This window comes from Metamycoplasma arthritidis (assembly GCF_900660715.1).
In the GTDB taxonomy this organism is placed as follows: domain Bacteria; phylum Bacillota_I; class Bacilli_A; order Mycoplasmatales; family Metamycoplasmataceae; genus Metamycoplasma; species Metamycoplasma arthritidis.
On sequence record NZ_LR215047.1, the window covers coordinates 449522 to 464634 of the forward strand.

Here is a 15113-nt window from a genome sequence, read left to right on the forward strand (position 1 = left end):
ATACCCTTCTTTCTAACTTCTTTCTAAATAAGCTCTTTGCTAAAAGTGATTTTTAGTGATTTAGTTTCTTGCGAAATGAAAATAATCGTATTATTAACAATTTCTAGACATTTCTTTTGATTAAGTAAACTGTTTATTTTTTCGTTAAAAATATTTAAAAAGTTAGCAATCGCTTCATCATCAGATTTACTTAGATTAACGGCTTCAACGTTTGATGATTCTTTTAGGCTAATAATTGGCACTAATTTAGTTAATGAATAGCGTAAATTTAAATTAAAAGTTATAACAAAAGAACGAAAGACAATATCTTGTTTTTTGAAAATTGCTTGTTCTAATTTGTTAACTAATTCGCTAGCAAATGCACCACGAATTTCTAGTTTGCTTTCAATTAATGAAGATGAAAGCAATTTTTCAAAACTAACAAAATTAGGGCCGGTTTTTAACTCCTCAAATAACTCGTAGTTTTGCTCTTCTAGTTTTTTTCTTTCAAGTGCTTCTTGCTCTTGAAGTTTACGGTCTTTTTTTGAGGCTTTAGGCATTAGCAGCTCCTTGTTTTTGGTTAATATGTTTTTTTAACTTTTGATTGATTTTGATGTATTGAACTACGCTATTTAATAAACTAATTAAACTAATAGCAACAATTAGAATAGTAAAGATATTTTTAATATTGAAGTTCGATGTTACAACCCATAGTTTGTAATTAGCATTAGCTTCAAGATATTTATTTAGCATATTCATTAATAAAACCGCAATTAATAGCAACCCTAGGATAGTGATAAATAAAGTTTTTCATCAATTGATTTGGCTGCGGATAGCTATTTTAGTAATAGAAATTACTAAAATAGCAAGACTAGCTACTAAAAGATTAACTAAACTAACAGTAGCATTAGTGTTTAGAAGATCGAAAAGTAGTAAAGTTGAAGAAATTAAAAGTAAACTCGAGTAAAAAATAACATCATTAACTAATACATTGTCTTTTCTAATCTTTTGAAATCTTAGTAATAGTGGATAAGTAATAGCTACTAATGAAGGAACTAAAGCATAAAGTGTAAAGACTCAGTCTAGAGGGTTTTTAGTGCCAAAAATGTTAGCGCTTTGATATCTAAAGATAAAACTAAAAGCTACAACTAGAACTGGAAATAGAATAACTAACATAAATTCAGCAATAGCCATAAAGTAACCACTAAAGATTTTGAAATTAATTACTTTGATAATGAAGGTTAGATTAGCAAAAGCAATTAAAGTAATTGAAACTACTACAACTAAAAAGGTAATTAGAATGTTAAGAACGGTTCTTGAACCTAAGTAGTTGTTAACAAAATCGTAGAATTTATTATTAACGAAGATATATGTTTTATCTGGTGCAAACACATAAATAAGGGTTAAAAATAAGGTTATTAGTAGATAAGAAATAGCTTTGATTATAAGCGAAATAGCAATAATCTTTTTACTTCGGTAAGTAAGAATTGGGTTAGTTTTCTTTAAATAATTAAATTGCAACACTTCATAAACAGCATTAATAAGATAAAGTGGAATAAATAGCAGCGAAATTCAAATTAGCGAAGTAAAAGCCGCTGCATATTGATCTTTTTTTATCAAAGTAGTGCCATTGTAAAAATACATAATCAAAAAAATGGCAATAGCGTACAAAATATAAAGCGTAAAGAATGGCCAATATTTATTAATACGTTCTTTAACACTAAATAAATTAATGTAATTTTTAATTAACGCTCCGACTAAAAAAGAACTTAGTAATAGCATTCTTACAATAATCATGAAATTACGTTCTTTTAACGGTGGCGAAGTAAAATTAAATAACAATCTTGCATCGTTATTTACTAATGAAAATCCTAATAAGGTCCGTTCAAAAAAAATCAAAACTAATAATATCAATAAGGAACTTATTGATATTAAAGTCCATTTATAAATTTTGATTTTTTCAACTTGTTTTTTATATATTTTTTGCTCTTCAAAATTTTGCAAAGAAAGTTCTTGTATTGTTTTATTTTCCATTGTTGCTAAATTCGAATCCTTCGGCTATCTTGTCAAAACCTTCCGGGAACAGTGCACTTTTTTCATTAGCGTATAATTTTTTCATGGCTTCACGATATGAAACGCCTACATTTTGATCCATGCCACCACCATAAATTAAGTCATATTGTGGCAATTTATATTCATTTCCAAAGGCGCCTTTGTAATCGAAGCCCTCTGAACGAAATGCGGCTGCAAGTCCAGTTGAAGCACTTTGAATTCCGGTGTGGAATATTGCCACTAGTTCGTTAGCTTGAGTTCTAATCGATGAACCAGATGAACCACCGCCAGGCGAGTAGTGTTTAGGCATATAATTTAGACCCATTGCGATTCATTCTTTTCCATCATGAGTTTTAAATAAACTATCACCATTATGATAACTAGAAATAAATGCATCAACTACTCCTGGTTTGTCAGTGAAGGTACGGGCGCCAATTGCATATGACAAGTAATTACCAGAATTAAGTTTTTTTTCTAAGTTAGAATCAATACGACCAGATTTAATTGCTTCATAAAATACAGATTCAGAATTAACTCAAAAACTGCTTGAATAATTTCTAAGTTTTATTTGATCATCGTCTTCATATTGTTTCAAGAAATGATCACTTCTTGAATTTGGTCAACCAGCAGCATATAGGCTATCTCCTGTATAAGTATCTGCTTGGCCTTGTTTAATACCTAACTGTCTATCGATTTTGCTATAGTCTTTTAAATACGAGACTTTTTTAAATTTGATTTTGTCGGTGTTGCTATCATCAGCATAATTATTAGTTAATTCTCTTGCGAAATCTTCTGCGCTATCAAAGCCAGTGCCAGTTTTCCCGCCTGCACGGGCATATAATTTTTCAAAATCAAGCTCTAGTACTGAAAAATCAACAAATTCTTTAGCATCCTTGTATTTAGTTTTTTGTGATTCAATTAAATAATCTGCTGGATCTTTTTTTAGAAAATCTTTAGCCTCATAAACAGTTTTAACACCTTTGTCTTCGTTTTTATCATTTTCATTTTCTCTTAAATTAAAGTTATATTGTTTGTAAAAACTATTAGTTTCTGCTAGGGTCGTTTTGAAAATTGTTTTTGTTCCTAAATTTCTATCTAGTTTTCCTAAAGAAAAACGTAATGTATCTTTTCTAAAAGTATCCGAAACATGAATATTGGTTCCGAAATATCACTTAGTAGGATATTTACCATCATTTTTTTTGATATAGTCCATTATTCACATCGTGCCTTGTTCGGCAATAGTTTTTTTTCAATCGGTGAGATTTTTAGGACTAGGATTATTTGTTGATACTAAATAAGTTTGATGAGCAATTTTGCGATACATTTCATTTGGTAGTAATCTAGCTAAGCCATTTATGGCAAATGGATTACGGTTTATAGCATCAACTCATGACAATGTTTTAGGAGTTTCGCTGCCTTCTTGAAGCGCCAAACCCTTGAAGTTGCCTTGCTCATCATAATTTGGAAGCGTAAAACCTTTTTTAAGGGAATTGTCGTAGGTATCAATTCCGATTTCTTTAGCGATTTTGTCAAAAGCTTCTTTTTTAGATTTAGTAGTTGTTATTTCTTTACGAAGTTTCGCAACATCTACGCCTTTACTTTTTAAATATCCCTCTAAAGAGGCTATGTATTTTTCATTGTCTATATTGAAACGTTCGCTTTGTGTCATTTCAATATATTTGGCAAGATCACTTTTTAATCTTTCGGTGGGATCATGATCAATTTTGCCATTTTCATCTGCTCCATAGGGATTATTTGAAAATCCACTCATCGGAATATCAATTTCTTCAAAATTAGTTGAATCATTTTTATCAGTAATTTTTACTCTAATAGTAAACTTGCCGGTTTTATTCGAACTTTGTTTTCCAGTCGCAGGGTCGTCTTGATCCTTAATTACCGCATAAACTTTCGCATCAACCTTAGAAGCATCTTTGCCATTAACTTTTAGCTCAACGTCATCAGTACTTACACTTGATGGAAGAATTCTATTTCACCCTTCTTTTGTTTTACCTTTTATTTTGTCAACTTCAACACTAACATCAAATTTACTTGATTTTTTGGCTTCGGGAGATGGATTTACTTGATCTTTCGGACTACCACAAGCACTTGAGACAAGACTAAGAAAAATTGGCGAAGCCACTAGAAGCGAAGATAAAAATATTTTTTTAACTTTTTTTGTATCTTTCATAAGTTTATTTCTCCTTTTGATTAAAGAATTTCATATCCTGAGTTAGTTGAAGTTTTGTAACCAAGGCTATTAAGTTTAGAAGCTAGAGCACTGTCAGAAGAATTGACTTCAATTTCTTTTGAAAGGTTTTCAGCACATTTTAAAAGAATTTGTAAGTTTCTTACACCGCTATCATTTAGTTGGTGACCCTTTGCAACAATTCTTAGTTTTTTTGTAATATTGCCATTACTAAATAGAATTCTTGTTTTTGGTGGTCCCATCTCATTGTGAGCTAAAACATCAAAGTTTGCATTGTTTAACTCATCGGCATCAATTTCTCAAATATCACTATCATTGCTTAAAACTAATCTTTTTAATCTTCTTGAACCATTGACTCTTTTATTAATATCGCCAAATTCTAAACCACGTAAACTCTTTAACTCTGGCACTCTACTTAAGTCAAGACCTGTTGGGTAACTATTACCCTTTTCATCGTGATCAGGGTCAAGACCTGGCCCAAAACCGCCTTGGAAAATAGGTTCGTTATTTCTAACATAGTAAGCCATTCTTAAACCTTCGTTGATTCTTTCTATTTTTTCTTTCAAAGTGGATCCAGATTTATTGTAATCATCAGGATCAAACGACAATGAGTTAAAGGTTATTCTTGTGGCAATTTTTGAACCATAACGATAGCCGGAACTAACATTATAGTCAACTGTATTAATTCACTTAACTTTACGAAAAGCATTTGGATTAAATGATCATTCGTCTTTTAAGGAATTTCCGGTAGTGTACATTGAAAGTTCATCAATTTCTTTATTTTTAAGTTTAATCAATGCACTAGTATTAGTTGTTTCAAAAAATAGTTCTAACTGTTTGATTTTGTCAGGAAGTGCTGAGAGAATTTCTTCGAAATTTTGTTGGTTATTATTTAAGCCCATATTAATGATCCTATAACCAGTAATTTCAACCTTATTAGTTTTTAGTTTTTCAATCACTTCTTTAGCTTTTTGATAAGCCTTAGGATTTGAAGCGTCAATTGTTAGAACAATGCCTTCATTTAATTTTCCTTCGATTTTTTCTTTTCTTGTTAATTTTGAAAAGTTGATGCCGTCGCCATCTTCAAGGCCATAACCAGATTTGTAATCATTAGTAACGTCTTTTTTATCTCACCCTGGATAGCTGCCCTCAAGAATAGACCCTGAATACCTATGTTCAGAGGAGTTGTAACCAAACACTCTTTTTTGATTATTGTCTCTCGTAATACGCGCAACAGTGCCATTAAAACTTGGATGCGGTGAGTATGAGTGTGATTCGAGTTCACCATTTTCATTAATGTACATATTATCAGCACTTGGAGTAAGACCTTCTTTTAGGTATTTTTCGGTTTGTGAAGAAAGCTTTGTAAATTTGTTAGGGTCTAGATTTTTAACAATTCAAAGTTTTCTTCTTTGCTCGCCATATTCACCGTTTCATTCTCCTTTAGCCAAAAGTTCCTCGTACTCTTTTTCTTTTCCTTCTTTAAGAAATTTTTTAAAATTTCCTGAATTTATTAATCTTTCGTAACGATAAATTATTTTTTCAAGCAGGTTTTTTAGCGGGGGCTGGTTATTGTAATACTTAAATGCATCTTTAGAATCATCTTGAAAGCCATGTTCCAAAAACGCATTGTCTACCTTATTAGCGCCTTCTAGTGCATTTTTAAGAGCATTTTTGCGAAGTTCTTCAGTGACTTCAACCTCTAGAATTTTGTCAACCGGTTGATTTATATATTTGGATAAATTAGTTAAACCTTTTCGTTTATCTTCTTCTCATTCTTCACGAGGTTTACGCTTTTTAACCTTTACTCTAACATTGGCTCCGCCAATGGTAAAATTCTGTCACTCAACATCGCTTGATTCAGGATCTGAGTTAATAGGCGGATTTTTAGGCTTAGGCACAGGTGAAGTCTCTGGCTTGGGTTCAGGCTTTGATTCAGTATGAAGTTCATCTTTTTTTGGAATGATTTCTTCTTTTTTTTCTTCAAGTTTTTTCTTGGGAAGATTTAAATCACGATTTGAATTAAATTCATCCCCTTGAGGAATGCCATCTTCAATTTTGCTGTCAATTCCACGACCATTAATGTTTAGGTTCATATCAGTATTACTTGGTCTTTGGACCGTAAATAGTCCAAACGATACAAAAGCTGATGCAGATAGAATGGCTCCACCGATTCCTAAAGCAATTTTTGTTTTTTTCTTCAACTCACGCATGTTTCTAGCTCCTTTAACTTTTAGTAAAAAAATTAGAAATAAATTTAACACAAAAATAACAAAAGTTTTTTTTTTTTTTTGTAATTTGTAGATTTGTTACATATTTAAATGCGTTTAGTCATACAAAAAGATGCCAAAAGGCTAATTTACTGAGCTTGCTGCGATTTATTGTATTAGGTAAATCTAATATAGATTTACTTTGTGAAAAAAATTAAATATTGAGCGGCAATAAAAAACACTAGACAATGCAATTCTAGTGTTCATTAAAAATTTGCGTTGTACAAATAAATGATATGGCTGCCCTTGTTAGATTCGAACTAACGAATGACGGTACCAAAAACCGCTGCCTTTCCACTTGGCTAAAGGGCAAAATGGTGGAGGGGGAGGGATTCGAACCCCCGAACCGTTAGGAAGTGGGTTACAGCCACCCGCGTTTGGCCGCTTCGCTACCCCTCCGTGCAATTTGCAAATAACATTATATATTATTTTTGCAAAATTGCTTTTAATTATTTATAACAATTTTTATTATTTAACAATCCGACTATTAATTGTTTTAGCAGCAATAGTGCCATCGCTTGTTGCTGTTGTAATTTGACGCACATCTTTGGCCACGACATCACCAGCGGCAAAAATGTTTTTAATTTTGGTTTCCATATTATGATCAACTTCAATAAATTTGCGTTCATTTAAGATTTCTTTGTCAAGAAAATCAGTTGCTGGTAATTGTCCAATGTATGGAAATAGTCCTTTAATTTTCATCTCAGACACTTCCCCATTAATGTTCACTTTAATAGCTTCTAGTTCATCTTGGCCAATTAGTTCTAGTACTTGCGAATTTTCGTGAACGATGATTTTAGAATGTTTTTTTACATCATCAACCAAGCGTTTTTCGGCGATGATTCCATCGCGTACAAAAATGTGCACCTCAGATGCTAAACTAGCTAAACTAATAGACTCTTCAAAAGCGGAATTTCCGCCGCCGATAATTGCACATGGTTGATTTTTAAAAATAACACCATCACAAAGAACGCAATAAGAAACACCGCGGTGATTAAATTTTTCAATGTTAACGATATCGCTAGGAATCCGGTTTTTCATTCCTGTCGCAATAATAATTGCTTTAGCATGATACTCTTCGCCCGATTCCATAATAACAGTTTTATCAAAGTCACCATTTGAAATGATTTTAATAGCCTTACCAAAGATTAAAGAAGCACCATTGCGAGTTGCTTGATTATAAAAATGGGTCGCTAAAGAAGGGCCAGTAATATTATCAAAACCAGGGTAATTTTCAATTTTAGATTGTTCAATAATTTTCCCACCAGGGGCATAGCTTTCAATGAAAGCAACGTCCATGTTATTTCTTGCAAGATAAATAGCGGCTGTTAGCCCTGCGGGCCCAGCACCAATAATTAATACATCATATTTAGCCATCAATATCACCTAATTTCTAAACTTATTTTGCTTCCATAATCGGAGTATCGTTTTCCGAATTGTTGCTTTGTAAAGAAGTTGGTCTAGTTCTTAAAGCTGCGCCATGACGCATTTCACGGTACTTTGGTTCGTACACTAAAAAATAGAAAATATTAGCAAGTTTTTCATTTTTATAAACTGGGATTTTGTAAACATTGTAGTTAAGTTTGTTAATAAATTCAAACATTAAAATTAAGAAAAGACCAAGAATAATGTAACTTACTGATAAGACAGTATAGAATTTGAAGCTTTCTTCTCTTAGCGGTTCCATACCGGTTCTTAAAATGCCGTAGTAAACTAAATATATACCACCAGTAGTTCCTGGTCTTAGTCAGTTTCAGTAATTTAGTACTCAACAAATAATTACATAGGCCACTAAGTTAGCAATTGATTCGTACAAGAATAGGGGTAGACGATACTTACCACCAATATACATATGTTTACGGATAAGGTCAGGTAAAATGCGAAATGCAAGAGAGTCTTCTGACATAACTCCGCCATATACTTCGTGGTTAGCAAAGTTTCCTCAACGGCCAATTGCTTGTCCAATTAAGACCGCAGGAATAATAATTGAAAATGCCTTTTTAATGTCGATTTTGTTCGCTGATTTTGAAAAAGTAATATAGGAAATGCAACACAATGCGGCGGTAATAACCCCACCTTGAATTGAAAGACCGCCTTCTCAAATGGCGTAGAATTTCTTTCAAACTGATCAATTGCCGACACTAGATTGCTCTAACAAGAAAAATAGTCTTGCCCCGGCCATAGCAGTTGGCAAAGCAATAAAAATTAAGATTGCTAATTTTTCAAAAGGATATTTTTCTCTTCTTCAAAAAAATCAAATTGTAAAAATTGAAGCAATCATCCCCAACATGATACATAATGAATAAACGTTAAAGGGACCCACTTTTAAAGCTACACCGGAAAAATCAGTTGGTTTCATCTTTGTCCTTTCTAAGAATGCCTACATGTTTATAGACTTTTAAAATTATAAAACATTAAAACTAAAATAATTAGTTAAGAATTTTTCTTAAATACTCAGCGGTGTATGAAAAATTGTGTTTCGCCACTTGCTCAGGTGTTCCTGAAACAATAATTTGCCCACCACCTTCACCGCCATCTGGTCCTAAATCAATAATATGATCAGCGCACTTAATAACATCTAAATTATGTTCAATTACAACAACTGTATCACCGTTATTAACAATTTTATTTAAAACATTAAGTAGGTTTGAAACATCATAAGGATGCAATCCAGTAGTTGGCTCATCCAAGACATAAAGTGACTTGCCTGTAGGTTTTTTTTGTAAATAAGTTGCTAGTTTCACCCGTTGTGCCTCGCCACCACTTAGAGTAGTTGCGCTTTGACCAAGCGTAATATATCCTAGCCCAACTTCTAGTAAAGTTTCTAGTTTGTCGCGGATTTTACTTCTTTGTAAAAAGAAGTTGTAAGCTTGTTCAATTGTCATCGATAAAACATCATAGATACTTTTACCGTGGTATTTAATTTCAAGCGTTTCCAAGTTATAACGTTTACCATTGCAATGATCGCAAGTAACATAAACATCTGGTAGAAAGTGCATTTCAATACGAATTGCGCCATCACCTTGACATTTATCACAACGCCCACCAGGAATATTAAATGAGAAACGCGAACGACTATAACCTCTAATTTTGGCTTCTTCGGTCGCAGCAAACACATCACGAATGTCATCAAAAACTGAAGTATAAGTGGCCGGATTAGAACGCGGCGTTCTTCCAATTGGAGTTTGCGTAATTTGCACTAATTTATCCACATTAAATTGCCCCGATAAGTCAGCGTCTTTGCGAATATCATAACTAGCACTATTTAAAAAGCGTGAAAGTCTTGTCACTAATTCTTCATTAATTAAACTACTTTTACCTGAGCCACTTACACCAGTAATAGCGATTAATTTGCCTAGTGGAAGGCTTAAAGTTACATCTTTTAGATTATTGGTTTTAGCATGTTTTAAAACTAGAACTTTACCATTGCCTGAACGACGGCTTTTGGGCACTTCAATTTTCAAATCACCATTTAAATATTTTCCGGTAATTGAATTTTCGCATTTCATCAAATCATCAACTTTACCACTAAAAACAATTTCGCCACCATGTTCACCAGCACGAGGGCCAATATCAACAACATAATCAGCCTGCCTAATGGTATCTTCATCATGTTCCACTACAATTAAAGAATTACCAATTGAAACCATGTGTTTTAACGAATTTAGTAGCTTTTCATTGTCTTTTTGGTGAAGTCCAATTGAAGGTTCATCTAACACATATAAAACTCCCGTTAAATTAGAACCAATTTGAGTTGCTAATCTAATCCGTTGAGCTTCACCACCACTAAGAGTTTCAGCTTTACGATTTAAAGTTAAATATTGCAATCCAACATTAATTAAAAAAGTAACACGGTGTTTAATTTCTGTTAGGATAAGACTACTAATTTCTTGTTCTAGATCATTTAGTTCAAGACCATTGATAATAGTGTTAATTTTTTCAATTGAACAGTCGCATATTTCATTAATATTTAGATTAGCTATCTTAACAGAAAGAGCATATTTATTCAATCTTGCACCATGACATTCATCACAAGGGATATCTGCTAAAAACTTTTTGTAATAAGTACGTCACTCTTCAGATTTTGTTTCAAAATAACGTCTTTCAATCTTATCAACGACACCTTCAATTTTTATAGTTGCTTCGTGTAAATAGCCTGATGATGAAGTGTGTTTAATCGCAATTGGTTCATAAGAGCCATGTTTGATAATGTTGATTTGTTCTTTGCTTAGATCCATAATCGGCGTATTAATATCAATATCGTAATATTTTAGAAGTGAATTAAACTCTTGCCATTCTAGATTAAGAGTGCCAATTAGATTTTTGTAGTAGATAATTCCACCTTCGGCAATTGAAAGACTTTTATCAGGGCAAAGTAAATCAAAATCCACTTTTTGTAGCGCTCCTAAGCCTTTACATTTTAAGCACATACCCGCAGGTGAGTTAAATGAGAATAGTTTTGGTTCAATCTTAGGCATATTAAAATCGCCAAATTCGCAGCTGTGGTTAATTGAAAAAGTTGTTTTAGATTTATTAGGCACTTCTACAACGACTAACCCTTTGCCATATTCAAGAGCGTTTTCAACTGCTTCAGCAACACGAGCATAAATATCATCTTCTAAAACAAGACGATCTATGACTAGCTCAATTGTCCATTTTTTGTTTTTGTCAAGGGTAATTTCGTTATCAAGACTGTAAATTTCATCATTGATTTTCACCCTTAAAAAACCATCTCTTTTTAAAGACGCCAACAAGGTTTGGTGGCTTCCTTTTTGGAAGGTTACAAGGGGAGCTAAAATATAAATTTTTTCACCTTTAGGGTTTTGATAGATTGCATCTAAAATATCTTTAGAGCGTTGAGCAGTGATTTCAATTTTATGATTTGGACAATAAGCTTTTCCAACTCTAGCATATAGCAATCTTAAATAATCATAAATTTCAGTTACAGTACCCACAATACTACGAGGGTTATTGTGAGTAGTTTTTTGTTCAATCGAAATAGCTGGGCTTAGTCCATCAATACTTTCGACATTTGGTTTTTTAGTGCCCCCTAAAAATTGACGTGCATAACTTGAAAGACTGTCTATATAACGACGTCTTCCTTCTTCATATATTGTGTTAAACGCCAAAGAAGATTTACCAGAGCCACTTAAGCCTGTAAACAGCACAAAACTATTCCTTGGAATAGTAACATTTACATTTTTTAGGTTGTTTTCTTTAGCACCTTTTACTATTATTTTGTCATTCATATAGTTATTAATTATAACTTTCAACACTAAAAACCACGATAAATTTTTCAATAAAAGCAGTTAAAATTCACTAGTTATTTTTATGCAAATTTGTTAGTAAAAATTGCTTTAATAACTAGTATAAAACATCACATGAAGATCTTTAAATAGTAATAACATATAAATTTAATGAACTCAAAAAAGTAAAAGAAGATTTTTTGGGACGATATTGCAATTAAAAAATGCCTCTATCTAATGAGAATAGAAGCATTATTTTATTATTATTTAAATAGTTTTAAAGACAGTCAATACTATAAAGAGCCATAAAATTTTTCAACTAAATACCCATGATAAACATTTAGAAATTCATGTAATGGTTTTTCTAAAGTAGTTTTACCGCCATCTAAACTATAAGTGATATTAGTAGAAGGATTGTAAAATAGATCTTCAATATCAATATCGCGATATGTTACAAAGGTATTACGTTTTACATTAGCATAGATTGGATCATTTGCACGAATGTTGTATAAATAATCTTCATAGTTGCTATTTCTTTCTTTAGGATCATCATTTTTAACTAAATCTTTAGTTTCCATTAAAAGTTTTGCCTTAGCATCGGCTTTATCCATTCAAATGATTTCTTCTTCGATTTTGTTTGTTGCTTGCACTTGTTTGCCTTCAGAGCCGACAATGCCCAACATGCGACCTTCGTTTTCTTTTTCAACTTCAATTTGATTGTTAAGTTCGTTAAAGTATAAAATTTTAAATTTTTGATCTAAATATGTGTAGTATTTAGCTTTTAAACTATTAGCTTCTCCCACTTTATTTAGGTCGTTATATTGTTTAATAAATTTTGCTAGTACTCTTGGCGCTAAAGGATTGTCTATTGTGATTTTATTAAGATCTAATTTAATCTCTTCAGGAAAACTGTTGGTTAATGTTTTTTGATTTTTTAGGCTTCTTAACTCGTCTGGTAAATTCTTGCTGTGTGCGTATTGTGGTTCTTTGAAAGTAGCCAAATAACTAATTAGCATAAATAGATTAAAGGCTAATGACACAATAAAAGTGGTAGCCAAAAGTGCGTAGTAACTAACTGCAAAGCTGCTGGTTGTGCTTTCACCACGGTTAATTAATTTAACTAAAACGATCGTAGTAGACACTAAAAGCACGACGGTAAAAACATTAATAAGCATATAAGTAAAAAAAGATGAAGACTTAGGAGAAAATCCTTGAACATAAGGTTTAACTAGCTCTTTTCCTAAAACGTTTTTGGTTTTATTTAAAGATCTTTTTCAGCCAAATGCAAATTTAATAGCAAAGTAAGCCAACCCCAAGAAAAGTAAAGTTAGCCCAATTAATCAAGCAGTATTATTAGTGCTTGTTTTAGGTTGTGGAGTAGTAGCTGATAGTATTTTAGTGATCATGAGTTATTTTTTCCTTTGCTAATTATTATTTTCTGAATCATCCTTAGAAGGATTATTTTCAGATGGATTCATTATCTCTGAAGTCCTTTGGCTTGGTGTGCCACTAGTTGCTGGTTTTTGTTTTTCTTCAAAGATAGTAGCAATTTTATCAATTAATTGTTCATTTGAAAACTCATCAGCGCCATAAATGTTTAATTTATTGGCCATATTAATAAGTTGATCACGTTCTAGTGCTTGTAACTTTGCACGATATTCATGATTTGTCGTAGAACTAGTAGTTGCTGCTCCTAAAATAACATTTTCTGAACTTTCGTTGTTATTTGAAGTGTTGCCATTAGCATTAAAGATATTGTTTAGTTGGCTAAAGACATCATTAGTTTGTGAAGAATTCTTTTGATTAATTAAAAAAGTTTCATAAGCAAATTTATAAATGATTCTTCTTACTCTCATCATATAGATAAAAATGAATGCAAATACGAAAGTTAAGGTTGCAGCAAACGATAAAATGCCATTAATATCTCATGAAGCAAAACCTGAAAACGTAAAAATGAAGTTAAAGATTAAGTTAATTGTTATAAAAAAGCCAAGTAAAGTAATCAAATGTCCCAATATTCTTGAAAAAAGCGAATAATCTTTTTTTAAATTAGTACGAACTGTTTCAACGATAAAATAAACAAGAATTACTAAATGCAAAATCGTAGAGATGCTAGCGAATGATACGCGTTGAACATAAGAGCGACTCACAATGGCTGCAATTTGCGTTCCGTTAAGATTCTTGCCCGAAGTTCTTAAGATGTCAGCTCAATGGTCAAAATAAGTTGTCCTATTAATTACTAAATGCAAAAATCCACCAAATTGTAAGACAAATACAATGGTCAAAAATAAGGCAAAGAAAATAAATCATGGCAAATATTTACTACGATTGTTTTTGTCAAAGAGTTCTTTGATTGAGTTGCATTCTGGTTCAGGGGTTTTAAAAAGTTCTGGTTGCATAAACATCCTCCTTAAACAATTTTTATAAATTATAACTTTTTAGCGAAAAATGCATGTTGTTTTTTATTCACTAGCCATGAGTTCGTTAAGCATAATTTGGGGCAATTCGCTTTCAAAATGCATGATCTTGCCACTCTTGTCAACAAAATCTAATTCTTTAGCATGCAACCTTTGATTAAAGTCATCAACTTTTTTATTGTAAACAGGATCGCCATACACAGGGTGCTTAATATAGGCTAAATGCACACGAATTTGATGCGTTCTTCCAGTTTTCAAATTGCACTTTACTAAAGTCTTATTTTGACCGGCCAAGTTTAAATATTTTATTACCTCTAAAGCAGTAAAAGCTTCTTTAGAATTTTGCTCAGTTACGGCAAATTTTTGTCTATTATTGGGATCTCTGCCAATCGGTAGATCCAAATTAATTAGTCTGTTTTCAATGTGACCATCAACAATCGCATAATATGTTCTTTTAATTTCATGATTTTTTAGTAGTTTGGCAAAGTAGTTATGAGTTTCGTTATTTTTAGCAACTAATAAGAGTCCACTAGTGTCTTTATCAATGCGATGAACAATTCCCATTCGTAAAAGGCCATTAACATCGCTTAAATTATTTTTGAAATGATACATTAGAGAATTGACAAGCGTGCCGCTACTATGTCCTGGAGCAGGGTGCACAACTAAGCCAGAGGGTTTGTTAATTACTAAATAATCATCGCATTCGTAAACAATTTCTAAGGGGAGGTTTTGTGCTTCAATATTTTGTTGTTTGTCAAGTAGTTTGATTATTTCAATTTCGTCATTTTCATGAACGATGTATTTGTTTTTATTGATTTTAGTACTATTAACAAAAACCGCACCTTGAACAATTAGGGCTTGGATATCATTTCTAGTAATTTCACTATTATTGGCAATGTATTTATCTATTCTTTCTGAATAAGTGACAATCATTTTTAACATA

General features: G+C 32.1%; 10 protein-coding genes and 2 tRNA genes. All 12 read right to left on the bottom strand.

The features are described 5' to 3' along the window. Window positions 1-23: 23 nt before the first annotated feature. Window positions 24-539 carry a DUF2714 domain-containing protein gene (locus EXC42_RS01860; protein ID WP_012498282.1) on the bottom strand — a complete coding sequence of 172 codons (516 nt, stop codon included), beginning with the start codon at window positions 537-539 and terminating at the stop codon, window positions 24-26. Then, the gene (locus EXC42_RS06105) at window positions 532-2013 is read right to left on the bottom strand and encodes an MSC_0624 family F1-like ATPase-associated membrane protein (protein WP_012498283.1); all 1482 of its coding nucleotides are present in this window, start codon (window positions 2011-2013) and stop codon (window positions 532-534) included. Before EXC42_RS06105 ends, EXC42_RS01860 begins: the two co-directional genes overlap by 8 nt. Next, window positions 2003-4219 carry an Ig-specific serine endopeptidase MIP gene (gene mip / locus EXC42_RS01870; RefSeq protein WP_012498284.1) on the bottom strand — a complete coding sequence of 739 codons (2217 nt, stop codon included), beginning with the start codon at window positions 4217-4219 and terminating at the stop codon, window positions 2003-2005. The genes EXC42_RS06105 and mip overlap by 11 nt, the downstream gene beginning before the upstream one ends. A 20-nt stretch (window positions 4220-4239) precedes the next feature. After that, a complete protein-coding gene (locus tag EXC42_RS01875) occupies window positions 4240-6450 on the bottom strand; it encodes a putative immunoglobulin-blocking virulence protein (protein WP_012498285.1) in 2211 nt (736 codons plus the stop codon). Between the two features lie 294 nt (window positions 6451-6744). Beyond that, window positions 6745-6819: transfer RNA gene (locus EXC42_RS01880), tRNA-Gln, on the bottom strand. A gap of 3 nt (window positions 6820-6822) precedes the next feature. Continuing rightward, window positions 6823-6906, bottom strand: a tRNA-Tyr gene (locus tag EXC42_RS01885). A gap of 69 nt (window positions 6907-6975) precedes the next feature. After that, a complete protein-coding gene (locus EXC42_RS01890; protein WP_012498286.1) occupies window positions 6976-7884 on the bottom strand; it encodes an NAD(P)/FAD-dependent oxidoreductase in 909 nt (302 codons plus the stop codon). A 22-nt stretch (window positions 7885-7906) separates the two neighbouring features. Then, on the bottom strand, window positions 7907-8866 hold the full coding sequence (lgt, locus tag EXC42_RS06110) for a prolipoprotein diacylglyceryl transferase (protein WP_012498287.1): 960 nt from the start codon (window positions 8864-8866) through the stop codon (window positions 7907-7909). Window positions 8867-8936: 70 nt separating this feature from the next. Beyond that, window positions 8937-11756 (bottom strand): excinuclease ABC subunit UvrA, encoded by a 2820-nt coding sequence (gene uvrA / locus EXC42_RS01900; protein WP_012498288.1) that lies wholly within the window; start codon window positions 11754-11756, stop codon window positions 8937-8939. A gap of 290 nt (window positions 11757-12046) precedes the next feature. Continuing rightward, on the bottom strand, window positions 12047-13159 hold the full coding sequence (locus tag EXC42_RS06115) for a hypothetical protein (protein WP_012498289.1): 1113 nt from the start codon (window positions 13157-13159) through the stop codon (window positions 12047-12049). Window positions 13160-13177: 18 nt separating this feature from the next. Further along, window positions 13178-14152 (bottom strand): hypothetical protein, encoded by a 975-nt coding sequence (locus EXC42_RS06120; protein ID WP_012498290.1) that lies wholly within the window; start codon window positions 14150-14152, stop codon window positions 13178-13180. Between the two features lie 63 nt (window positions 14153-14215). Next, window positions 14216-15112, bottom strand: a complete 897-nt coding sequence (locus tag EXC42_RS01915) for an RluA family pseudouridine synthase (RefSeq protein ID WP_012498291.1) — start codon at window positions 15110-15112, stop codon at window positions 14216-14218. Between the last annotated feature and the right edge of the window lies 1 nt (window position 15113).